At 61.3% G+C, this 23,936-nt stretch carries 19 protein-coding genes; 4 read left to right on the top strand and 15 right to left on the bottom strand.

Annotated features, from left to right (window positions below; genetic code table 11):
* Positions 1-70 precede the first annotated feature (70 nt).
* Positions 71-1,434, bottom strand: a protein-coding gene (locus KU887_RS26770; RefSeq protein WP_258250486.1) for an IS3-like element ISBcen10 family transposase whose coding sequence is annotated in 2 segments (ribosomal slippage) — positions 71-972 and positions 972-1,434 — 1,365 coding nt in all. Because the reading frame shifts where the segments join, the coding sequence is not laid out codon by codon here.
* A gap of 268 nt (positions 1,435-1,702) precedes the next feature.
* On the opposite strand from KU887_RS26770, the gene KU887_RS26765 reads away from it, so the two are divergent.
* Entirely contained in the window at positions 1,703-1,900 is a 198-nt protein-coding gene (locus KU887_RS26765) for a hypothetical protein (RefSeq protein WP_006483193.1), read from the top strand.
* Positions 1,897-3,294: an ATP-dependent RNA helicase DbpA gene (gene dbpA, locus KU887_RS26760; protein WP_006483214.1), complete on the top strand. Its 1,398-nt coding sequence runs from the start codon at positions 1,897-1,899 to the stop codon at positions 3,292-3,294. The genes KU887_RS26765 and dbpA overlap by 4 nt, the downstream gene beginning before the upstream one ends.
* Before the next feature lie 50 nt (positions 3,295-3,344).
* Here dbpA and KU887_RS26755 read toward each other — a convergent pair whose 3' ends face one another.
* Positions 3,345-4,172 (bottom strand): phosphate/phosphite/phosphonate ABC transporter substrate-binding protein, encoded by an 828-nt coding sequence (locus KU887_RS26755; protein ID WP_258256066.1) that lies wholly within the window; start codon positions 4,170-4,172, stop codon positions 3,345-3,347.
* 242 nt (positions 4,173-4,414) lie between these two features.
* On the opposite strand from KU887_RS26755, the gene KU887_RS26750 reads away from it, so the two are divergent.
* Complete coding sequence (locus tag KU887_RS26750; protein WP_048992435.1) at positions 4,415-5,440, top strand: fatty acid desaturase; 1,026 nt, start codon at positions 4,415-4,417, stop codon at positions 5,438-5,440.
* A gap of 174 nt (positions 5,441-5,614) precedes the next feature.
* The gene (locus KU887_RS26745) at positions 5,615-6,823 is read left to right on the top strand and encodes a benzoate/H(+) symporter BenE family transporter (RefSeq protein WP_258256064.1); all 1,209 of its coding nucleotides are present in this window, start codon (positions 5,615-5,617) and stop codon (positions 6,821-6,823) included.
* A gap of 73 nt (positions 6,824-6,896) precedes the next feature.
* Here KU887_RS26745 and icmH read toward each other — a convergent pair whose 3' ends face one another.
* The 13 genes from icmH to tssJ all read right to left on the bottom strand — a co-directional run bounded on the left by icmH (position 6,897) and on the right by tssJ (position 23,936).
* Positions 6,897-8,102 (bottom strand): type IVB secretion system protein IcmH/DotU, encoded by a 1,206-nt coding sequence (gene icmH, locus KU887_RS26740; RefSeq protein WP_258256063.1) that lies wholly within the window; start codon positions 8,100-8,102, stop codon positions 6,897-6,899.
* Between the two features lie 31 nt (positions 8,103-8,133).
* A complete protein-coding gene (gene tssM, locus KU887_RS26735) occupies positions 8,134-12,225 on the bottom strand; it encodes a type VI secretion system membrane subunit TssM (protein ID WP_258256060.1) in 4,092 nt (1,363 codons plus the stop codon).
* A 25-nt stretch (positions 12,226-12,250) separates the two neighbouring features.
* On the bottom strand, positions 12,251-13,552 hold the full coding sequence (tssL, locus tag KU887_RS26730) for a type VI secretion system protein TssL, long form (protein ID WP_258256059.1): 1,302 nt from the start codon (positions 13,550-13,552) through the stop codon (positions 12,251-12,253).
* A gap of 2 nt (positions 13,553-13,554) precedes the next feature.
* Entirely contained in the window at positions 13,555-13,836 is a 282-nt protein-coding gene (locus KU887_RS26725; protein ID WP_258256057.1) for a PAAR domain-containing protein, read from the bottom strand.
* A 24-nt stretch (positions 13,837-13,860) separates the two neighbouring features.
* Entirely contained in the window at positions 13,861-16,233 is a 2,373-nt protein-coding gene (locus tag KU887_RS26720; protein ID WP_258256056.1) for a DUF2235 domain-containing protein, read from the bottom strand.
* A 12-nt stretch (positions 16,234-16,245) separates the two neighbouring features.
* Entirely contained in the window at positions 16,246-16,773 is a 528-nt protein-coding gene (locus KU887_RS26715; protein WP_258256054.1) for a DUF3304 domain-containing protein, read from the bottom strand.
* 171 nt (positions 16,774-16,944) lie between these two features.
* Positions 16,945-17,583 (bottom strand): hypothetical protein, encoded by a 639-nt coding sequence (locus KU887_RS26710; RefSeq protein ID WP_258256053.1) that lies wholly within the window; start codon positions 17,581-17,583, stop codon positions 16,945-16,947.
* 37 nt (positions 17,584-17,620) lie between these two features.
* Positions 17,621-18,148 (bottom strand): DUF3304 domain-containing protein, encoded by a 528-nt coding sequence (locus KU887_RS26705; RefSeq protein WP_258256052.1) that lies wholly within the window; start codon positions 18,146-18,148, stop codon positions 17,621-17,623.
* 11 nt (positions 18,149-18,159) lie between these two features.
* A complete protein-coding gene (locus KU887_RS26700) occupies positions 18,160-19,029 on the bottom strand; it encodes a DUF4123 domain-containing protein (protein WP_258256051.1) in 870 nt (289 codons plus the stop codon).
* A 10-nt stretch (positions 19,030-19,039) separates the two neighbouring features.
* Positions 19,040-21,571, bottom strand: coding sequence for a type VI secretion system Vgr family protein (locus KU887_RS26695; RefSeq protein WP_258256050.1), 2,532 nt, complete (start codon positions 21,569-21,571; stop codon positions 19,040-19,042).
* Positions 21,572-21,646: 75 nt separating this feature from the next.
* On the bottom strand, positions 21,647-21,982 hold the full coding sequence (locus KU887_RS26690) for a hypothetical protein (RefSeq protein ID WP_258256049.1): 336 nt from the start codon (positions 21,980-21,982) through the stop codon (positions 21,647-21,649).
* Between the two features lie 75 nt (positions 21,983-22,057).
* Entirely contained in the window at positions 22,058-23,401 is a 1,344-nt protein-coding gene (gene tssK, locus KU887_RS26685; RefSeq protein ID WP_212260662.1) for a type VI secretion system baseplate subunit TssK, read from the bottom strand.
* Positions 23,402-23,432: 31 nt separating this feature from the next.
* Entirely contained in the window at positions 23,433-23,936 is a 504-nt protein-coding gene (gene tssJ, locus KU887_RS26680) for a type VI secretion system lipoprotein TssJ (protein ID WP_212157558.1), read from the bottom strand.

The raw sequence follows: 23,936 nt of genomic DNA, 5'->3' as shown, positions 1-23,936 counted from the left end.
TGCGGCACCGTGATGCCGCCCGACACGGCCGCCCTCCTGAACTGACCCCACGAAGTTGGACGGTTAAAATCTAAGCGGCCAAGGGCTGAGTCCTGTATTGCACGGGACTCAGCCCATTTAATTTCAGCTTGATGCGTTCGTGGTTGTAGTAGTGGATGTAACGGCTCAACGCATCTCGCAACTGCTCCACGCTCGCAAAGCGCGTCAGCCGATAGCACTCGGATTTCAGCGTGCCGAAGAAGCTCTCCATGGCTGCGTTATCAAGGCAGTTGCCTCTGCGCGACATGCTCTGGGTGAGCGCATGCTGCTTCAACAGCCGACGGTAGGCGGGCATCTGATACTGCCAGCCTTGATCCGAATGCAGTAACGGCCGTCCTTCATCATCGAGCTTGGCCAACGCCTTCTTCAACATGCAGCTGACCAACTCGAAGCTCGGGCGCTCATCCATTTGGTAAGCGACGATCTCCCCGTTGTACAAGTCCATCACCGGCGATAGATAGAGCTTTTGGCCCTCTACATTGAATTCGGTCACGTCGGTCACCCACTTCTGATTCGGGCGTTCAGCATCAAACTGACGCCGCAGTAGATTCGGGGCAACGCGGCCGACTTCGCCTCGCCAGGAACGATATCTCTTTGGGCGCACCAGAGATTTCAATTGCAGCTGTCCCATCAACCGTTGCACGGTCTTGTGGTTGATCGCATCTCCGGTCTGCCGGATCGCCGCCGTGATTCGCCGATAGCCGTAACGGCCCTTGTGGTGGTCGTATACGGTCTGGATCTTCGCTTTGAGATTCGCATACCGATCGCCGGCAGCCAATGCCTTGAGCTGGTAATAGAACGTGCTGCGCGCCAGGCCTGCCGCCTTCAGGAGCGCAGCTACCGGATGACACTGCCTGAGCTCACGCACTATTTGCGCTTTTTCCTGGGCGCTGCCTGCTTCTTGGATTGCAGCAGCGCATCGAGCTTTTTTAGGTATGCCACCTCCGCGCGCAAATACACGATTTCCTTGAGCAGTTCCTCGCGGCTCGGCTCTTTCTGCACGGTATCGTCGAGGGATTTCGGTGGTGGTGAGGTGGTCATTTTCGGGGGGCGCCCTCGGCGACGAGGCGCCAACGCATCTATACCGCCCTCATGATACAGACGCTCCCAGATCGGGATGCTTCGTTCATTGCGGATGCCGAATAGCGCTGCCACCTGCGCATACGACAGCTCATCGCGCCGCATCCGCTGAAGGACTGACAACTTGAATCGCGCGTCGTAGTGGCTGTGCTTCTTGCGCAGCCCCTGTTCACCATGCTCGCGATAGCTCGCCACCCAACGTCGCACCATCGTCCTGCCCACTCCGTAACGGTGAGCAAGTGTCTTGGTGCCGGCCTCTCCAGCCAGGTACGCCTGAACCACTCGACGCCGAAAACGTTCGTCGTACTTCGTCATGAAAAACACCCCAAAGGTTGGATCTAGTCCAACTTTTGGGGTGCAGTTCACTCCGGGGCGGCCGTTTTTCCTGGTGCGCGCCGGGCGAAAGCACCGGCTTCCGCTAGAATTGCGGCACGCGCGACGCCGTCGCCGCCCGATCCATCATCCGCATCGACCCAACCCGAGCCACCGCCGGTGCGGCCCGCGCCCGAGCCGCGCGAGCGCCGCCCGCCGTGGCCGCGCCCGCCCGGGCGCGCCATCAACCGAATTCAGCTGGAGAAAGACCGTGTTTACCTGCCGAAACCAGAGCTGCGGCACGCAGTGGGAGCAGTCCGACGTCGTCATCAAGGACGAAGGCCAGGGGCTGCTGTTCCGCTGCCCGCTGTGCGGCGCCCGCAACTATCTCGAACGCTTCGAGGACGACGAAGGCAACGTCGTCTACGAGCAGATGGAAGGCCGCCCCTACCTCGGAGACCTGTCTTGACCCAACCGACCGCCACGCCGTTCAGCGCGCTGCCGCTGACGCCCGCCACGCTCGCGAACCTCGCGCAGCTCGGCTATGTCGACATGACGCCGATCCAGGCCGCGAGCCTGCCGATCGCGCTGGCCGGCCAGGACCTGATCGCGCAGGCGAAGACGGGCAGCGGCAAGACCGCCGCGTTCTCGCTCGCGCTGCTCGCGCGCCTCGATGCGCGCCGTTTCGACGTGCAGGCGATGATCCTGTGCCCGACGCGCGAGCTGGCCGACCAGGTCGCGCAGGAAGTGCGCCGCCTCGCGCGCGCCGAGGAGAACGTGAAGGTGCTGACGCTGTGCGGCGGCACGCCGATGCGCCCGCAGGCGCAAAGTCTCGAGCACGGCGCGCATATCGTCGTCGGCACGCCGGGCCGCATCATGGATCACCTCGATCGCGGCAACCTGAAGCTCGACGCGCTGAATACGCTGGTGCTCGACGAAGCCGACCGGATGCTCGACATGGGCTTCTTCGACGACATCGCGAAGGTCGCGCGGATGTGTCCGACGACGCGCCAGACGCTGCTGTTCTCCGCGACCTATCCGGACGGCATCGCAAAGCTGAGCCAGCAGTTCCTGCGTAATCCGAAGGAAATCAAGCTCGCGGAACGCCACGACGACAGCAAGATCCGCCAGCGCTTCTATGAAGTGACCGAGGACGAGCGGCTGCATGCGGTCGGCCAGTTGCTGAACCACTATCGGCCGGTGAGCACGATCGCGTTCTGCAACACCAAGCAGCAGTGCCGCGACCTGCTCGACGTGCTGCACGCGCAAGGCTTCCACGCGCTCGCGCTGCACGGCGAACTCGACCAGCGCGAGCGCGACCAGGTGCTGATCCAGTTCGCGAACCGCAGCTGCTCGGTGCTGGTGGCGACCGACGTCGCCGCGCGCGGGCTCGACATCGCGCAGCTCGAAGCGGTGATCAACGTCGACGTGACGCCCGACCCCGAAGTGCACGTACACCGCATCGGCCGCACCGGCCGCGCGGATCAGGACGGCTGGGCGCTGAGCCTCGCGAGCATGGACGAGATGGGCCGCGTCGGCGCGATCGAACAGGCGCAGAAGCGCGAGGTCGAATGGCATCCGCTCGCTGAACTGAAGCCGGCGGACGACAGCGTGCTGCTGCCGCCGATGGAAACGCTGCAGATCCTCGGCGGACGCAAGGACAAGATCCGCCCGGGCGACGTGCTCGGCGCGCTGACCGGCGACGCCGGATTCGACGGCAAGCAGATCGGCAAGATCAACGTGACCGAGTTCTCGACCTATGTCGCGATCGAGCGCGGCGTCGCGCGCGACGCGCTGCGCAAGCTCAATGCGGGGAAGATCAAGGGCAAGCGGGTCAAGGTCCGGTTGATGGACGAGGAGTAAGCGGGCCGCGGCGCGGGCGGTCGCAGCACCGCCGGGCGCCGCCCCGTGCGTCACCCGAGTTCGGGATAGCCGTGCGTCGCGGCGGCCTGCTCGAACCGCGCAATCGTGTCGTAGTCGGCCGGCGACAGCCGGTCGAATCCCTTCAGCCTCAGCACGCGCGCCCGTTCCGCATCGGCGGCAGCCGCGCGCTCGAGCGCCTCCTGCAACGCGCCCACCTGCGTATCCGCCAGCGCCGCCCGCGATGCGACGAACGGCAAGCCCGGCGCGGACGCCGTCGTGCCGATGATCCGGATGTCCTTCAGCAGATCGGGCAGCGCGTCGCGCACATACGCGAACGTCACGCAGTCGATCGCCGCGCAATCGGCTTCTCCCGACGCCAGCGCACGCAGCACGTTCAGGTGCGAACCGAACGGCGTGACCGAACCGAAGAACCGGCCGTCGTGCGCGTGCGGCGCAACCGCGTGCCGGAATGCATTCATCCCGCTGTGTGAATCCGCGCCGTTGAAGGCGGCCCGCAACCCGCGGCAGGCGGCGAGCGTCGTCGCGCCGCCCGCATGCACGCGCGCCGATACGACCAGTACGCTGCTGTAGCATGCCCCGTCGCAACCGTCCGCGTCGAAAATCGGGGTCGCAATCAATCGCACGACGTCGCGCAAGCCGAGCATCCGGTACGGGTAGCCGCAGGTCTGCGACAGCAGCAGGTCATCGCGCCGCCACAGCGCCTGCAGGTCGTCGAACGGCGCGTCGGGCAGCGCGACGTCGGCGGGCCCGCCCGCGTTCGCGAACGCATCGAGCGCGTCGCGCAGCAGTGCGCGCCACAGCACGGCATGGCGCGGCGTCACGTTGTACATCGGCAGGACTGCGATCCAGGGGTTCATGCCGGCATTCTACGCATCGGCGGCGGCCCGGATGCTTATCGGCCGCCAGACGATAAGCAAATGCGAATCGATTGGTTGGCGTAGTCGCCCCGCCCCGGTACCGTTCGAATGCCTGCCGGCGCGCCACCGTGCGCGATGCCGGACAGGCCGACCGTGATCCGCGAGACACCAGCGCACCCGGGCCGAGCGCCCCGGTTCCATCGCTCGTTCCCCGCACTGCCCGATCCATCTGCCTCAACGCCATGGCCGAATACTTCGACGTCGACCACGCGCGCGCGATCGCCGCGCTCGACGCCCGCTTCACCGCCCGGACCGAGTGGCCGACCTGGCTGCTGGTCGTCGTCATCTACGGCGGCTGGCTCGCCGTGCTGCTGCTCGTGCGCGACGGGCACCTGTCGCTCGGCGCCGCGACGCCGCCGCTGATCCTGCTCGGCGCGTGGCACCTGTCGCTGCAGCACGAGCTGCTGCACGGCCATCCGACGCGTTCCGCCTTCGTGAACAAGCTGCTCGGCTATCCGCCGCTGACGATCTGGTATCCGTACACGCTGTATCGCGACACGCATCTCGAGCATCATCGCGACGAGGACCTGACCGTGCCGGGCGTCGATCCCGAAACGAACTACGTCACACGCGAACGCTGGGCGCGGCTGCCGCGCTGGCGCCGGGCGCTGACGGTCGCGCGCAAGACTTTCCTCGGACGCATCGCCGTCGGGCCGCCGCTCGCCATCGCCGCGACGTTCCGCGATGCGTTCGCCGCGTTCCGGCGCGGCGACTTCCGCTATCTGCCGATGTGGGCGACGCATGCCGCGTGCGTGGTCGCGCTGCTCGCCTGGCTGCAATGGGCGATCGGCGTGCCGTGGTGGTACTACCTGCTGGCCGTCACGTGGCCCGCGCTGTCGCTCGCGATGATCCGCTCGCTGTACGAGCATCGCGCCGCGCCGCATCCGAAAGCGCGCATCACGATCAACGAAGCCGGCTTCGCGATGCGGCTGCTGTACCTGAACAACAACTATCACCTCGTCCACCACGACCTGCCGAAGCTGCCGTGGTACGACCTGCCGCGCGCGTACCGGATGCGGCGCGCTGCGTATGCGGAGAAATGCGGCGGCTTCGTGATCCGCGGCGGGTATCGCGCGTTGCTCGCGCGCCATGCGTGGACGCCGACCGATCCGCCCGTGCATCCGTTCGACGCAGGCACGGCATCGCTGTCGACGGGCAGCGGGATCAAGGTGGCGGTGGTCGACAGGGTGTTGCAGATCAGTACCTGACGTCAGACGTTTCCGCGTTTCGGCGCCATCCTTACGAAAAGCCGACAACGTCGATCGCCGCCCGCGAATTGCCAATTGCGTCGGCAATGCGCAGAATGGCGGCTCATCCGGGGCTTCCAACAATCATTCGCCCCGGCTCCGCCGCACGGCCGCGCGCCGCCCTCCCCGACGACGATGCAACCCAACACCCCACCCGGCGCGATCCGCACGCTCGGTAACGACTGGTCCGTTTCCGCGATCACCGCGGGCTTTCTCGCGGTCCTGATTTCCTACGCGGGCCCGCTCGCGATCTTCTTCCAGGCGTCGCAGGCCGCGCATGCGTCCAACGAGATGGTGACGTCGTGGGTCTGGGCGATCTCGATCGGCGCGGGCGTGTCGGGCCTGTTCGCCAGCTGGAAGCTCAAGGTGCCCGTCGTCACCGCGTGGTCGGCGCCCGGCACCGCGCTGCTCGTCGGCCTGTTTCCGCAACTGACGCTCAACCAGGCCGTCGGCGCGTACATCACGGCCGCGCTGATCATCCTGGCGATCGGCGTGTCCGGGTATTTCGACCGGCTGGTGCGCCACATCCCGCGCGGCATCGCGTGCGGCATGATGGCCGGCATCCTGCTGCCGTTCGGCATGCATGCGTTCTCCGCCGCGTCGGCGCAGCCCGCGCTCGCGTTCGGGATGATCGCGGCCTACGTGATCTTCCGGCGCCTGCTGCCGCGCTACAGCATCGTGCTCGTGCTGCTGACGGGCGCCGCGCTCGCGACGCTGCTCGGGATGACGCATCTCGGCAACGTGTCGCCGAGCCTCGCGCGTCCGATCTTCATCGCGCCCGAATGGACGCTGGGCACGACGCTCAGCCTCGCGCTGCCGCTCGTCGTCGTCAGCCTCACTGGCCAGTTCCTGCCGGGGATGGCGATCCTGCGTGTATCCGGCTATCACACGCCGGCGCGCCCGATCATCACGACGACCAGCGTGATGTCGCTGGTCGTCGCGTGCTTCGGCGGGATCACGATCGTCGTTGCCGCGATCACCGCGGCGCTGTGCACCGGCAAGGATGCGCACGAGGATCCGGGCCGGCGCTACGTCGCCGGGCTCGCGAACGGCGTGATCTACCTGATCGGCGGGCTCTTCGCGGGCACGATCGTCACGCTGTTCTTCGCGCTGCCGAAAGCGTTCGTCGCGATTCTGGCGGGACTCGCGCTGATCGGCGCGATCAGCGCGAACGTGCACGGGATCTTCGAGGACGAGAACCACCGCGAAGCGTCGGTGATCACGTTTCTCGCGACCGCGTCGGGGATGACCTGGCTCGGGCTCGGGTCGGCGTTCTGGGGGATCGTGATCGGGTCGGTGGCGTATGGGGTGTTGAACAGGGTGCGGGGGAGTCAGGGCGTGTGAGCGGGCCGATAATGCCTACTGCAACAGACAGGCCCGTTGTATCCGCGAATCGCAAGGCGTCCCGATCCTCCGTTCAGTTCGATACGGTCACTTCGACGCGGCGATTCCTTGACCTGCCGCGTGCCGTGGCGTTGTCGGCGAGCGGGTCGGCGTCGCTCTGTCCGGTTGCGGAGATGTTTTGCATCGGCACCCCCGCTGCCACGAGAATCCGTGCCACCTGTCGGGCGCGGGCTTCGGAAAGTGCCTGATTGTTGTCCCGGGATGTGACTCCAGCCGGTACGTTATCGGTGTAACCAACGACCTGTACCTGCGCGGCGGATACCGACGCAACAATGGTCCGTCCGATTGCCGCGATCATGGAAGCCCACCACGGCGCGACCGTCACGTCACCCGATGCGTACATGCCGTTGAACCGGAGTGTCAGTACCTTCGTCGCCACATCCTGATGCAATTCGACGTTACCGGCGGCCACCTCGTCACGCAGGCTCGATCCGAGCCGTTCCGACAAAGCGTCAAGAGGGGACGTCATCGTAGCCGGCCTGCCATGCATCCAAAGATCCACCGCCGCATAACCCGCCACGCCCAGCAACAATGCAACGGCAAGGCCCACACCAATCCACCACCGGGTTCGACGCACCGGTACGGGACGCACCCACGGATCGACAATCGAATGCCGCGACGGCCCGATCGGCTCATTGTCCGGTATGTTGCTGAATCCGCCGTTCGCGACAACCTGGTGCACGGCTTCACGAATACTCTGAAGACGGGCCGCCCCATCGCTCGCAAAGCGATATCGCCCCTTGAAACCCAGATCGAGGATGTTCTGATACAGCTCGAGCAGATCGAGATGTTCTCGAGGACGAGCCAGCGCTTCATCGATCAGTCGAAACACGCGATCACTTCCCTGCCGATCGTGGCCCAACGCTACTGCCAGGCTATTCGACTGCCAGTCGACTCCCGTCGCCCCGCCGCTGCCCCAACGCGTCTGCATGGCCGCTTCGTCGAGCGCCGTGCACAGGGAATAGCTCGCGCGAACGACGTGGTCGGACTGCAACTTCAACTCGCTGCAAACCCGCGCGAACAACCTGAGCTCCTGCTCCAGCCCCAAGCGTCGATGCGTGACGGCGTCAGGTTCCAGCACAGCGGGCGTATCCGCCAGCGCTCGCAGCAAGGTGCGCGCGGACTCAAACAGCGGATTGATCGCTTGCTCCGCGCTCCTGAGACGTACAGCAAGCGACGGGGATGCCGGCAGCCCGGCAGAGATCCTCGGATCGGTCATGAGATTCGTCACCGTGCACGCTCCCTGCGATTCACCGGACGGCATCGACCGGCCCAGCCGGCATCGCGCCGCGCGGCAATCCAGGCGGAGGGCCGCTATCCGACAGATTGAACAGCGGCATCGCGCTCGGGCAGCGGAACGTTTTCAGCACGTCGCTCGTCAGCGGATTCGCCACGCTTCCGGTACCCGCAATATCGAGCGCCGCTTTGCGACCGTCGAAGTCGAACGCGACACGGGTACGGCCGGGCGTCGCTGTTTCGACGACCCGTCCCCGCTGGAGCAACCGCATCAGCGCCCACGGGCCGTCGGCAGCGATCGTCGACGTCTCAGGGCGAATGCGCGGGTTCGCGGTGATCTCCGCATGGACGCCGCCGCGCGGCCCCGGCCACGACACCGGAAACGGCGCGACGGGCCCATGCTGATAGAGCAAAGTCTGGCCATCGACGTCGAGCGCCAGGCCCATGATCGACGGATCCAGTTCGGGAACGCGGATCTCGATCTTCCATGCGAGCTGTTTGTGACCGGAATCATTGAAGAAGACGTCCCGAATTGCCTTCGCGTGCTCGAAAGGTTCGAGATCCGGCCCATGCACGGGTTCCGTCGCGCCAGGCAGCGTGCGGTACCGCCATGGCTTCGCGGACGTGTCGACGAAGGGCGCCAGCGCCTTCGTGAAGAAATCGTCGATCACGCCGCCTTGCGCGAACACACGGGTGAAATCGTCGATGCCGACATCGCGCCTGCTGTCTGGCGAGAACGGATAGTTGCCCTCGATGGTCAGCCGGCACGTGTCACCGACGGTCGCCTGCATCTGGCGGGACAACAATTGCCCGATACCCTGGTTGACTTCGCGCGAGCCGTCCGCGGCAAGCTGCAGCAGCACGGCACGGAAAGGCGCGGGCATCGTGTTGGCCGCCATCTTCAGTTTCGCCGCCGCGTCGCTGGCCGGCGGCATGCTGTTGTTCGACAACGCGTTATCGGAGACCGTGAGCGCCGTGTAGTAGTCGTTCAACAGGTTGGTCACACCATCGAGGCCGGTCGCGCTGGCCTGGGCGACCGTCTCGGTAGCGCCCGGCGAATCGGCGTTGCCGGTCACGACCTCGCGCAGCGCGGCGAAACGGGTGTCGACGAGGTCGCGTTCGACCCGCTCCGACGCGCGGATGCCGAGCGCCTTGTCGGCCTTCTGGTTGATCTGGTCGGCAGCTTTCTGGAGAAACGTGCCGCCCGATCCGCTCATCGGCGCCGTGAGCGTCGTTTCATGCACCGCCGCACGGGCCAGCCGCACGAGTGGCGAGTCCGGAGCCGCGAAGCGGCGCAGCACCTGAAGATTGAACGCGAGACTCGTGCCGCTCACTGTCCGGATGTCGCCGAGAAACGCGTCCCATTGCTGCGCGTACTCCGTCAGATATTCGCGACGGACGGCATCCGTCAGCGCATCGTCCATCCCCGTCGCATTGCTCACGATTTCAGCCGTTTTTTTTTGAGCCGAGTCCGATGCCCCCGTCAGATACGAGCGCCCCATCACCCATGCGTCGTCATCGCGCGCAATCTGCACGAATTCAGGCAGCCGCTTGTCGAACAGATTCCGGTAGCCGTCAAACGTGAAAAGTCCCGACACACCGCGCGACAACGGCGCGTCGCTCGCCCGCGTGAAGACCGTGCCGGCCTGCGGCCCCACCGCGCGCAACAGCGTGAACTCGTCCGGCGCCTCCTTCTGCATCGCTGCCTTTGCGCGCTCGTACAAGCGTCCGGTCGCGTTGCTGCCATCGAGAAACGCCCGGGCCCGCTGGATCAGCGCGTCATTGCGAATGAGCGGAGACTTCACCACGCGATCGCCCGAAAAGAGCTGCTCGACATGGTCAACCATCGATGCGCGACCACCGAAGATCGCTGCACTGTCATTTTTCGCCCAGTCGTCGAGCACCCACGTCTTGATGTCGCCTGCATTGAACTTCGCGGCGTCGTAGAGCATCAGATAGACGCGCAGCGCATCGTAAGCGGCCTTCGAGTCGTTACCGGCAATCGCGCCGGACATCACGTCCTCCATCCGGCGCACGATTTGCGGCAACAACAGGTTGTCCTCGAGCGCATCGTACGCGCGACCGCTCTCCGTCGCGATATTCGGCGGCACATACAGCCCGTAGCGCCACTCGCTGCCGGGATCGGACACATCCAGATTCGGAAAGGTCGGCAGATTGCGCGCTTCGGTCAGCGTGTCCGGCACGGCCTGCGGTTTCGGCGTCTTGTAGAGTTGCGTCACGCGCGCTGTCAACGCCTGCACCTTGCGCCCCATCGCGTCGAGATAGTCGCTGTTGTGGCCGAAGCTCACGCGCAAACCGATCGCCAGCCATACGAACAACAGCAGGGTCAGGGTATGGCCGATCAGGCGCAACAGCCGGTAGCGGAATTCCCAGCGCAGATTGGGGCTGACGAGATGCGCCTCCGGGAACACGACACGCGTCAGGAAATCATGCAGAAAGAAGCTCTGATTGCCTTCGACGCGCTGCGGTGAAACGGCAGCGTGGTCCTGAACGGACAGCAGGCGTTGAACGAGCGTATGGTGCTCCGCAACGATCTCGCCACCCGATTGCCGCGCGCTTGTGAAATACACACCGCGCAACGTTGCATGGAGTTGCGTGTCGTCGTAGCGCGAATCGAGAAAGATCATGTCGATCAGGTCCGTCAGCGGACCGAGCAGTGCAGAAAACTCTTCCGAAAGCACGGCAAGTTTTCGCCGCTTCGGCACATCGTATTCATCCTGCAGATGTGTGTCGATCGGGTCGCTCAAACGGTCGGAGAGTTGCCTGAGCTCGTGGAGGCAACGCGCACGCAACCCCTCCTTCGCAACCGTTTCCTTGCCGTACGGAAGCGTGAAGCCCCATGCCTGTGCCCGTCCTTCCGATGTGAGGGAGCCGAAATACTCCGGGAAGCCCGTCAGGCCGTCCATCTTCGTGACGATCACGTAGACGGGGAAACGGATGCCGAGTTCCTGCCTCAGCTCGGCCAGCCGCCCGCGCAATGCAGCCGCCTCGGCGACGCGTGCTTGCTCATCGGCGCTGGCCAATGTCGCAAGATCGATCGTCAGCAACGCGCCATTGATCGGTGCACGCGGCCGGTTCCGGCGCAGCATGCCGAGAAACCCGAGCCATTCCGCGCGGTCGATCTCCTGATGGCTATAGCGCTGGGCCGAACGGCTCGGAGCGGAATCGGCACTCGATTTCGATACGGCGGCCGCCTTCGATAACGTCGATGCATCTTGTTTCGCATCATCGTCTGCGCGTTTCTCGTCCCGTTTTGAGTCGCTCACATCCGCGCCGGTGATCGGGGTTGCCGGTTTCGGTTCATCGATGTCCGCAGCAGGCGAGGTGCCATGACGCGTGTAGTGGCCCGTCGTATCGATGAGCACCGCATCATTGGTCAACCACCAGTCTACCGAGGCGGCATCGGCGACAGGCTTCCCTGCCGCACGCTGCATCTGCTCGGCGACCGGAAACGCCAGTCCGCCGTTCAACAGCATGCTCGTCTTGCCCGACCCGCGCGAGCCGAGCGTGATGTACCAGGGCAACTCGTACAGATAGCGCTTGCCCTGGAACAGCCGACCGAGACCGCGCGCACCCGTGCGCATCGATTTGAGGCGGGCGAGCGCGCTGGTCACGATCGGTTCGATTTTCCGAAGACGCGATGCGGCAGGCGACTCGTCCTTCTTGTCGCCCATGCGCAGCATTTTCTTCATGAACGCATCGTCCGCGCGCATCTTCTGCCAGACGCGGTACATCCCGAAGATGACGAGCACGGCCACAATCACCGCGATTGCCGTGAGTCGGGTCGACGCTGGCTCGAACGGAGCCATATGACCAAACGAAAGCAACGGGCCCGCGTACCAGATCAACAAGCAAAGCAGAGCGACGAATACGATGATCGTCGGCTGGCCCATGAGCCAGAGCAGCACCCCCACGAGCAGCAATGCGATCAACAACACGCGCATGCCGGCCCCAGCGAGCGGCTTCAGTCCGCCGAACGCGAAAAACGGCCCCACGAACCAGATCACCAGTGCGACGACAATCAGTGCGAGGAACGCGAGGAACTGGCGCGAGGCCAGAAACGACAGGAACTGGAACTTCTTCATGTGTTATTCCGGAAACGGATCTGGCTTATCGCGCGACGACGATCTCGACACGCCGGTTCTGCGCGCGCCCCTGCACGGTGCGGTTGTCGCCGACAGGATCGGCATCGCCCTTGCCGGCGGCTTCGAGACGATTGGCCGGCACGCCCGCGGCTTGCAGCATCTGCATGACCTGAATGGCCCGCTCTTCCGACAGCATCTGATTCGACGCGAAATGACGGCTGCGAATCGGCACGCTGTCCGTGTAACCAAGAACGGCTACTTTGCCAGGCACCTTGGAAATCTCGGCGGCAATCTTTGAAATCAACGGGTTCATCGACGGTTGGACCGACGCGCCGCCGGGCTTGAACATCGCATCACCGCGGAACGTCACGGCGCTGCGATGGGCGTCTTCGTCGACGCTGACAGTGCCGGCCGCGATTTCGTCCTTGAGCAACTGCTTGAGGTGCAGTTGTGGGGGTGCTGGGGGCGGTGTCATCGCGCCGATCGTGGCAATCTGCTTCTGGACTTCGGCGGCACGGGTCATCAGTTCATATTTGAACCAGCCGAACAGGCCGAGAAGGATTACCGACAGAACGACAACGGTGATCCACACCGGGAAATCGTAGAACGACAGGCGCTTGCCTTTTGCGGTCGATTGCCAGTTCGGTGACAAGGCCATCGGCACGAGTTCGCGTTGCGATGTGATGACGTTGTAAAGACGCTGGCGGATCGCGTCGTGCTTGCGCTTGCTATCAGCGCCTTCCCGGTAGCGGCCCTCGAAGCCAAGACTGAGAATGCGGTAGATCACCTGGAGCAGATCGCGATGCTCATGGGGATCCTCGAGCAGACGGGCGATCAGGAGATATACCTTGTCGCCGCCGTCGCGGTCTCCATGGAAGGTGATTGCAAGACCGTCTTTGATCCACTTGATCCCCGACAAGTCTTTCTTGCCCCATTCCGTCTGCGTTACCGCTTCGTCTAACGCGGTGCACAGGCAATATCGGGCGCCGATCATGTGATCGCGCCGAATGCTGGTTTGATCGCAAAGCTTCTCGAATACCCTCACCTCCCGAACGAGAAGCGTGCGCAACGAATCGATTGCATTCTTCGACGCAAACTTGTCCGGCATATCGGCCTGCGCACGGAGTAGCACTCGGGATGCCTCGAGCAACGGGTTGCGCGCCGCCTTGACCTTGGCCAACCGCTGCTCGAAAACCTCCGGAGGCGCAAAATCCTGGCTGGCGGACGAATCGTCCTCGCGGTTCAGCGCATCCGCCAACTCCTCCTGATCTTCCGCGGACGTGCGCACGGCACCGATCGGTGTGCTGGATTTTCTTGGCGTCGACATGGTTAGCGCCCCACCTTGGCCGTCGACGTCGCGATCAGCCGGCAACCGCACTCCGTACGGTGGCCGTGCAGCGCCACGTGGCGGCCGCCAACGCTGAGCGTCGGATGCGATTCGATGATCCTGTTGACGCCGTGCAGACGACCGTCCGGATAGATTTCCGGGCAATCGACCAGATCATGCAGACGAGCGACTTTCTTGCCGCCGATCTTGTGTGTATCCGAGCCGGTAATGATCCGGCCGCCATGGTCGGTTGCGTCTCCGACAACTGCGATGCTGATTGACATGGTGCTATTCGTAGGCTGGCGCGCTCAATAGCGCGGAAATGTACTGAAATCGACTTTCACCGGAGGCGGCAATTTTCTGGACTGCTCAGCGAGGTAGTTACCGCGATCCGCCGCAGCGACCCTTGCACGCGTGATGGCAATTTGTGAGGCGTCGTCTTTCAGACCGAGCGATCGAACGCGCCTGTCGTCACCGACGAAGAACGTCCGTGCCCACCCGTAACCGCCGGGCGCGTATTCATGGAAATAAGGCACGCGGAACCATGCACGACTATCGTGAACGTAGTCGTCCAGCAAGCGGATCGCGGCTTGAGGCAGCTTTCGCACTGCCTCGTCAGAGGTGTGCTCGAGCAGGAACGGCAGCATCTCCTGCCTCGGCGTGAGAACAAAATCCAGTATCGGCTGATACCCAGCGACGCCCCCTAATAGCATCATTACCCGGTCACGTTCCCCCATCCAGGCGGCCGTCGAGCCTTGCCTACGGTGCGAAACGACGTCCTTCCGGTCGACCGTGAGGTAATAGGCATTGACGTTCTGCTCCAAGGGAATCGCCTTCCCTATCGGTCCCATCTTCAGCTTCACCGCATCTGCCGGCGGGAGCGCCCAGTACACTTGCCAGCGCCATCGCTGATCGGGATACAGGTACGCAAGCAAGAGCCGGAACTCCTCTGCCGCTTCCAGAAGGTCGGTCTTGTCGTTGGTCATCACGTCCGTTGTACCCTCGCCAGGGCGCGGAGGTTTCCCCGCCGCGGCCGCCAGGATGTCGGCGTCTTTTTTCTTGATTTGCTCGGCAAGTTCGGCCGCCTTCTTCTTGAACGGATTCGCAAGCGCCGGAATCGCAGGCATGCTGAGCGCTGCCACGTCAAAGCCAGCCTTCTGCTTCTCGAGCTGCTGCTTCTCGCGCTTCAAGTCGTCAAGCCGAGAAGCAGATGTGGCCTTGCTCCCGATTCGCGTTTCCAGCCCGTACGGCGTGACATCGTTTTCTGGCGCACGACGGAAGAATTCCTGCGACGTGATGTAGGCCTGCGGATTTCCGTAATCGGCGCGCAAGGTACGCCACGCGAGCGACTGCCCCATGCCTATGCGAAGTGCGGATTCGACGCTGTCGAGGGGTTTTTGATTGACGGTCGAGAGCCAGTCGTTGAAAGCGCGGGCAACAGATGACGTCAACGAGAAATCTCTCATCAAGTCGTCTCGCTTTCGAATATCGGAATAAAGCATCAACGGCACCCCGGCCTTTAGTGCCTCGATATACATATTGTGCAAGGCGATCTGACTGAGCTTGCTGCCATCGCCGTCTCGAGATTTTCCTTCTTCGTTGAGCGCATAACCACCCCCGACGTCAGAATGCACTCCGGGGTAGGCGACCTCAATCCTGCGTGGCGCGCCGACTGGATAGGCTTGCTTTTCTCGAATGGAATCGAGCGGAAAGCTCATCCGCTGCTCGTGGATCGAGAAGAAATGCACACACTTCTTGACCGACGCGGGGATGTTGAGGGCACCCTCCGCCGTCCATGCCCAGTGCCCGTCAAGGTCCAGCAAATTGACCGCTGCGGTGGCGGTATCCGGCAGGCCGACTGATGCCACCGTGTCGAAAATTCCCAGAAAATTGACCTCATATGGAATCGAACCAGCAATCATTCCAGCCGGTGCCCAGGTGTTGATGAGGCGATTGACAAATACGCGCGCGCCAGCAGCACCACGCGAGAATCCGAAAACGTTCACCCAGACTTTCTTGATCGAACGATTGAGTTGACCTCCAGGTCCGCTATGCTTCTTCTGAAGCGCGGACAGCTCCCCGTTCAGACGCTCCAGCTTCGTCCGAGATTTGTATCCGTAGTACATCCTTGACCCGGTTTCGAGAAACCGTGCCGTTCGACTAACTTGAGAAATTCCCCCAACGATCCGATTCATCGTGCCATTGGAGGCGATAACGTCAGCGTCGATCGATGCACACAGAGCGCGAGCTTCCGGGTCATACAACAGGATGTCTCCCGCCATCGCCTCGTGCAGTGCGTTCAGCAAACGGGTGTACCCCCAAGCAACGCGCATGCCGAAACCAAGGGCGAACGCCTTACCTTCCGACGAGAAGGCCGTTTCACCAATTTCACGAAACGGAGTACCAACGCCGGCCAAATAGAATCGGTACTCCCCGGCCGCGCGATCGTCACTGCAGGCGTTGAACAACCGTGCGACGTTGCTATGTGTGGGTCTTTTCTCGTCTTTAACATCCCACTCCTTGTTGTTGTTCGTGCCGTCGAAGAACAGATTGACGTGTAGCACCTGCGGGCAGCCCTGTGGCTCCCCTGCCAGAGCACTTTTTCCCATCAATCGGGCAGCCTCCCCTTCGGCCAGACGCCCTTGCTCGTTGGATGGTTCGGGCCAGCGGATTACGCTCATCGCATATTCTCCTCACTTCTTGTTCAATTCTGGGTCCAGCACACCCTGTACGATGTAGGAATCCTGATCATCTATTTTGGGGAGAACGCCTTTCTCGTCCCTGATTTGGATGCGAATCCGGTCACCAGGCAGGAAATGCACCACGAAGCCCGCAGTACGTGGCCCATATGGTGGAACCCCCGTTGTCGCAGTAAGCCACTGATCACCGCTACGATCGTCGTCGTAAGGGTGGGTGTCCCGCCGCCACGTAACAACGAGCTTCATGTCCGGACGCCATTTGGAAGGAATACCAATGCAACATACGAATCCGCCCCCGCCAGACCGTTCCGCACCTGGCTTTTTCGGAAATATATTTGGACCGCTCGCTGAAAGCTCATGACCTTCATTTCCGACACGAAATCCTGCGATGTAGTAGTCGGTATAGTTGTAACCACTCACGTCTGATGGGTTACTCTCATTCGCATCCGAGCAACCCGCCAGTGTCAACAGCAGTCCAACGGCGAATAACGTAGCGAAATGCTTCCAGACAAACACGACCATTTCCCGATCTCCCGTTATTGGAGTACCTTCGCCCCTTCGGAACAACAGCATCCATCGAATACCTTGGGCTAACAGATTATTCCCATCGCATTTCACCCGTAATTTTTAAATTAACTACTTCACAATAAATCTCAATTCCATTGAATACACAAATATCAATTTCCGCCATTCCTAACAAGAAAACCAACTACCAAAAACCAATAAATATGCATGCCTCCCGAAATTTGGCTCCGTATGCCCGATGTCCCGCTCCCCCTGCACCACCGCTGCATCGTATTCACCGAGCATCTGACCATTTTTCCTGGAATTAGCGCGAATCTGCACTCGAACACTATTTCCAGGAAGGAAATTCAGCCTCAGAGTCAAATTTCCTTTCGGCAGGTCGCTTGGGATCCGAACTGTTGCCTTGTACCAATCATCGTCACCCGCTTTATCAAAACCCGCAGGGTTTTCGATTTGCCATTGAACAACAATACTCTCTCTTAAATACAACGCATCAGATCCATTTAATTTTGGACGATATAAACATGATTTTTTACGCCCACCGTTATCATCAGCGCGACTAGGCATGATATATTGATCAACATATATCCAATCCCTATAATCCTCATTCTCAGCAAGCACCCTATAAGCCATCACCACGCGATCAGTGTGATTGATAGCCACAAGATCGGCTACGCACAAGTCAGTCGATTTAGAGCAAGCCATCAGCACAAAAACAGCGATTGCGACAATTAAAGATAAAAATAATTTCCCCCCTCCCATTTCCGCACACCCGAACGAGCCCAAACCTCTTAGTAAATTTCTCACTCAAGCAAATCCAAGAAATTCATATACAAAATACCTTCTAATCGGATGCATCCACATCCCTCATAAACATACCCTGAACGATGTACGGGTCGCGGTCGTCGATTTTTGGCAGCACTCCTTTCTCGTCCCTGATCTGGATGCGAATTCGATCACCAGGCAGGAAATGCACCACAAACCCTGCGGTACGTGGTCCATATGGCGGCACATCTGTTGTCGCCGTGTACCATTTACCAGGTGTCTTTCCGTCTTGAATCTTGTCGACCTTCCACTTGACCACGAGCTTCATGCCGGGCCGCCATTTGGAAGGAATACTGATACAACATACGAATCCGCCCCCGCCTGCACGTTCAGCACCCGGCTTTTTCGGAAAAATATTCGGCCCGCCCGCCGAGGGCTCCTGGCCTTCATTTCCAACACGAAATCCCGCAATGTAGTAATCGGTATAGTTATAGCCACTCACGTCTGATGGATTACTCTCGTTTTCATCCGAGCAACCCGCTATCGTTATCAGCAGGGAGCCAACAAAAAAAAGAGCGTAAAATCGCTTAAAGACAAAGATGGCCATTATTCAAAATCCTATTCGCCTATCAACCCAGCATGCTTCTCGAAAGCACGCATCAAATCTCGCCAGACATACGCTGGGACCAACTCGAACTCTTGTATCAATGGTGTCTTGCTGGCGACAGTCGACCGAATGGCCGATCGAACTTCATCCTGTCGATCGAATTTTTCGCCATACTGATACGAGGCCACACAGAATGCGTGGATATCTGCGCGGAGATCCAGCCCCCATTGATTCGCGCGATCATATCGACGACGGAAATCCCGATACCGAATTGCATATGGCTGATTCGCGTCGATCAGACCCAAGTCGCTCAACTCGCTCATGACCGCGTGCGGCTCGTCATGCCTTTCCAACCTATCGAGCTGCGGCTGGCTGAGTGATAGAGAAAATTCCTCCGCATCCTCGGCGTGCGAACGCTCGTCAATCGCGACGTACTGCCACTCCGAGTTTCCTCCGCGGTACATCCATGTCGTCATCGGCCGCATGAGCTCAACTCTCGCCGCTTCGCCCGAGACTTCGAGAATCGACGGAAGCGCACGTGGATCGAACCAACGGAGCAGAACCTGGATGCCGTCTCCGATGTCGGCAAAGAGAAACTGCTGCAGATGCAGCTTGAGTTCATCGATATTCAAGACACTGCGCAGAACCGAGAAACAAGGCCGATACCGGTCCATCTGATCGATCTGCCGAACCCAGTCGCTATTCACATCGTCGATCTGAAAGAGAACCGGAGCGGCGTTGCCCGCCTCCTCCTCTGGCAACCCTTCGAATATCGATCTCACCTCCGGCGAAAATTCGAGCACCCATACAGCAAGAGCGTCCGGGTACTGCGCGCCATCGACCAGACCGTAGAGTTTTCCGTTGTCGTCTACCGTTTTCATGAAGCAAACCTTAGAGCCGCGGAATCACGGATGCACCGCTCTTCGCGGCTTTCAACAGACACTCGATACACACCTTGGGAACGTGAAGCTCGACGGGCACTTCGTCAGGTTGCGGAAAGTAATGGGTAGCGGCATGCGCCAGCCAAACACCGCTCGTTCCGCTTTTTATGCTGCCCTGCTCAAGCTCGATATAGCTGCCACCGCCGTTCAGAACCAGCTTCTTTTTCGCTTTGATATGGATCGCGTCGCTAGTAACGTTGACCTCAAGGAGGGCCAGCAGATTGATCGCCTTCTGCAGTGCCTGAATATCGATGTCACCATCTGCCGCGACGGATTTCATACCGCCGCGCGCTGCGAACTGACGCACCGTATCCTGAGCGCTGACGAGAACACTCCCGTTCGCCGACGCCGCGATGTGCTCTCCGCTCGTCAGCGCGACGTGCTGACCGCTTGCGATATGCGTTGTTGCGGGGGTCGTGGTCTGGATGCCGGCAGCGCCGGCCACGACGACGTGCGGGGCGCCGAATTCAGGAAAGCCATCGTCGGAGAGGTCTTGCGGGCCCCGTATGGCGGCGTTCTGCTTGGCAAGCGTGGCGGCGACTTCTTCCTGATGGGTGTTCGCGTCCTGGGCGGTTGCCTGTTGGGCAAGTTGAGCGATCGTCGACTGCCAACGCTCGGCTTCCTCGAGTCGAGCGGTCGTCTCGCCCATGTCGGTCAAATGGGCCTGCGCATTTTGCCGAGCCTCCGTTGTCAGCAGCATGCCCTGAGCCGCACGGAATACGCCATGGCCATCCGTCCGTAACTCGGCTCCGCGGCCACGCTCATCCTGCCGACCAGCGTTACCCGCGATACGTGTGATGTAACCCAGGTTCAACTGCGAACAGCTTTCGTCACTCGACAGATGAGCCTGAATCTTTCCGTGCGTATCGTCGAATGCCAGCGTGTTCGCACGCCGAGCGCCAACCTCCTTGCTGCGATAACCGGCGAGTGTCTGGTTCGCCGGTAAGCCGAACGGCGGCATATTGAACGCATTGGCCGCGCTGCCGACGATGATCGGCAAGTCCGGATCGCCATTCGCGAACGCAACTTCAACCTCATGGCCCCGGCGCGGCAGGAAGATCCCGCCGAACTGATCGCCATGCCATGCCCCGGCCACGCGCACCCAGCAACTCGAACGTTCGTCGTTGTTGCCGAGCCGATCCCACAGAAACTGCAACTTCACCCGACCGTACGCGTCCGTCCAGATTTCCTGATTCTCCGGACACGTCACAACCGCATATTCGACACCGGTAATACGCGGTTTCTCGATCGTGCGCAGCAACCGGAACGGCTCACGGGTCGGCTGCAACTCAAAGTCCGCTTCGCAGTGGTATCGCTGACCGGAACCCGATGCTTCGCCAACCTCTTCGATCGTCAGCCTCGCGGTGATAACCGCGTACTCGCAGTTGGCGGCGCTCTGCGGATAGTGCGAAAGCATGAAGGTCTGGCCAGTGATCAGCCCGCGCAGGTTGCCCCGTCCGGAAGCCCTGAGCCCCTGACAACGCCACGCCTCCATCTGCACGAGCGTCAGGTATTCCGCTTCGGTCCGCGGTTCGTTTGGCGCGCCTGACAAGCCGCCCGTACCGGCCTGCGGCTGTGCGTAATCGCCCCACGTGTAATGCTCCTGATTAGCGAGCCCCGTATTGCGCGGGTCTTCTCGCGCAACCATCAGGTCTGCGCGCGGCCGGGTGTAGTCGTAGTCGACACTGGTCACCGCACCGGTCGTCAACGCATTCGAGACCGACAATGCATGAATATGCTCCTCGTCGATACGACGGCTGTCGGGAGCCGCGTAGCGGATCGTCGAATAGGCATCGCCATGCGGCTTGAGCGCCGCTATCGCATCGCACAGCACGAGACGGTGCTTCCCGTCGTCGTGCTCGAAGAAGTAGAAGATGCCCCACTCTTCCCACAGGCGCTGCAGAAACGTCCAGTCGCTTTCGTGGTGCTGGCGCTGAATGTCCCGCTTGGGCCAGGTCTTGCTCGGACGCGGCGGCGTCAGTCGTTTTTCGACGGGGAACAGGTATGCCGAGAGCACCGCGTCGGTGATCTCGATCACGGACATATCCTGGAAGATGCGGCAATCGCAGTTCTTCGTCGCCAGCCAAAGCCACGGCCGAAGCGTGACCGCATATACGATCGAGCGCCCGTCTTCCCGCAAGATGGATGCGTTGGCGACGATGCCGGTGATCTCGCGCGTGCCTGCGCCGATATTCGCTATTCCGGCGTTGCCGGCAAGGCCTCGAATGAAATGCCCAACACCTTCGAGCTGAATCGAAACGGTCAGTTCGGTGCCGATCAGCTTGTCGAGATCGATATTCGCGGCGATGCTCTGCGAGAACCCGAGTTCGTCCGGGGTTTTCAGCTCGAGCGTGTACTCGAACAGCTCGCCGAGTGTTTCGCCGCCTGTAAGCTTCGCCGGTGTGAGGATCGGACGATCACCGTACATCGGCAAGGCCGCGCCGGAAATCGACAGCGTCCGTGGTGCGTCAAACAAAGCCATTCCGACATCTCCGTTGACTCGATCGAGTCCCTGGCCAAAACTGCCATGCATTCGATCTTTTAGGTCTATCTCGTCTTATTTCCACCCGTTAACGAGTGAAGGTGGATTACTAAAAAAGTAGATAAGCACAATAGCTGCCACCGCAATCACTGTACCTAGAATTGAGACAAGACCGAGAAATATTCCACCGGCGACATCCGGCTCTCCGGATGCAAGAAAAATAATCGCACTGCCGATAGCAACCACTGGTGGGGCCGAAAGGCCATATGCGCTCCAAGGCGAGCCCAGACCCATATCTAAAAATGAGACAATCAAATATCCCGCAACTATAATCATCCAAGCGAGGCCAATACCGCGTCGCGTGGGATTTTTGCGAGGCAGTTCGGGCAATTGTTTAGCTAGCTTTTCCATTTTTCAAATTCGAATCAATCAGAACCTGGATTTGAATCACTTCGCTCTCTAGCGCGTTCGTAACATCCACATTGCTCAACGCACGCCCCACAACTCAAGCTTCAACGACGGGAACTCACCCGCCACGTGCAACGCGATACCACCATGCCGCACAACTTCCTCCCAAAGCGGCCCACCTTGCGTCAACTCGTAATAGATGTATCCCGCATTGAACGGAATCTGCCGTGGCGGCACCGGCAGCGCCTGCAAGCCGATGCCCGGCAGGTGGCTGCGCACCAGGCTCGGCAGCTTCTCGGACGGCCCCGCCTTCGCCTGCGCCAGAAACTGCTGCTTCAGTACGTCCGGCGGCATCGCCGCATGAACGGCCAGCACCAGCGCGGTAAAGCCCTGCATATCGACCGGATCGACCACCGCGTTGCGCATCCCGTGCCCACGGTCTTCGAATGAGATGCTCTGCGCACTGCGCACCAGCACGGCGTTCAACAACCGATGCGTATCATCGACAACCGGTTTCAGACACAGATGCGGCGTCGTATGCTGATACGGCGGATGCGTGTCGAGCGGCCGACGCGTATCCGTGCGCAGATGCGTCGACAGTTCGCCAGCCATGCTGATCAGCAACGCATAGACGTCGGCCGGCGACACCGCCGGTACCCGCAGCACGTGCTGCAGCAACGGTTCGTAGCGGTTCAAAATCTGCAGCAGCAGATAGTCCGTAACCGTCGCCGCGCTCGCTGTCGTCTCGTCGGTGCCAGCGAGCCGTGCCGCGAGCGCATTTGCTCGCAGGTGCACGAGATCATGGATTTTCGTCACCCAGCTCGCGAGCAGGTCGCTCGCGCCGTAACCCGACACAGGCGGCACCAGCGTATCGTCGAGTTCGATGCTTCCGTCCGCCCGGATCGTCTTGACACGCGTGAGTGCGAGACCGATCCACGCATCGCCCAACTCCTTTTCCGGCATCAGGCGCAAGCGCAGATTCGACAGCTGCACGGACTCCGGGGCAAGGCCAATCGAATTCGTATCGCGCAATTCCGTATCGAATACCAGGTAGCGCGCCAGCGAATCCGCGCTATTCTGGAACGTCGTTTCTTCACAGTTCGGCAACCGGACCGGCACCGCGAGATAGATCACCTGATCGAGGTGCTCGGGCCGGATCGTCAGCGGCGGCGGCAGAGGTGTATTGCCCGGCGCATCGAACGGCGTGCCGTCGGCGAACACGCCGGCGGCCGATTTGACGATCACCTTCCCGAGCGCCAGCGACTCCAGGTCGAGCGCGTAGCTCGCGAAGCCGAAGAAGAACGGCGACAGCGGAGCCGCACGCATATGCGCGTACTTCTCGAAGTAGCGATCCTGCTGCTGGAACAGTTGAGGACGGAAAAACAGCCCTTCCTGCCAGGCGACCTTTGCATACCAGCTCATACATACCGTCCGGTTTGTTGCGCGACGTGTTTCATTTCTTCACTTCCTCGACCTTGACGGCCTTCGCCTCGAGATCGATAGTCAATTTCAGCTTCGGCGTGAACAAGCGGTACCACGCCTTGTCGGGTGCGGTCGGCATCGTATAAACCGTGCGCCATACCGCATTCGGCAAATCGCGATACGCCGCAATCACGCCGATGGCGGTCGTCGCTGGGTCCGGCCGCCGAACGAGGGTCTTGCGATCACCGGGACGCAGCTGCAGTTCGTCACGCTTCACGACGTCATCGCCCAATACCGTCTTTTCCTGGGTCTGCAGCGTAAAAAAGTCCGCCGTGCTGAAGGCGTTGTCGTTCTTCAGCTCATAGATGCGAACGACGATCGGCGCGGCCCGGCCGCGATCGTCCGGGTTGACGTCCGGTCGCGCGGTGACCGTCAGGTCAAGCCGAATGGGCTCCTTGGGCTTCGGTTCACCGCTCGCACAGGCCGCAAGAATCACGACATTGGCAAGCACGGTGGCAATCAGGATCGAACGCAT

Source organism: Burkholderia sp. EMB26 (assembly GCF_024730645.1).
Taxonomy (GTDB): Bacteria; Pseudomonadota; Gammaproteobacteria; order Burkholderiales; family Burkholderiaceae; genus Burkholderia; species Burkholderia cenocepacia.
The sequence above is the reverse complement of the archived record's forward strand: the minus strand, read 5'-3'. Positions and strand labels throughout refer to the sequence as shown.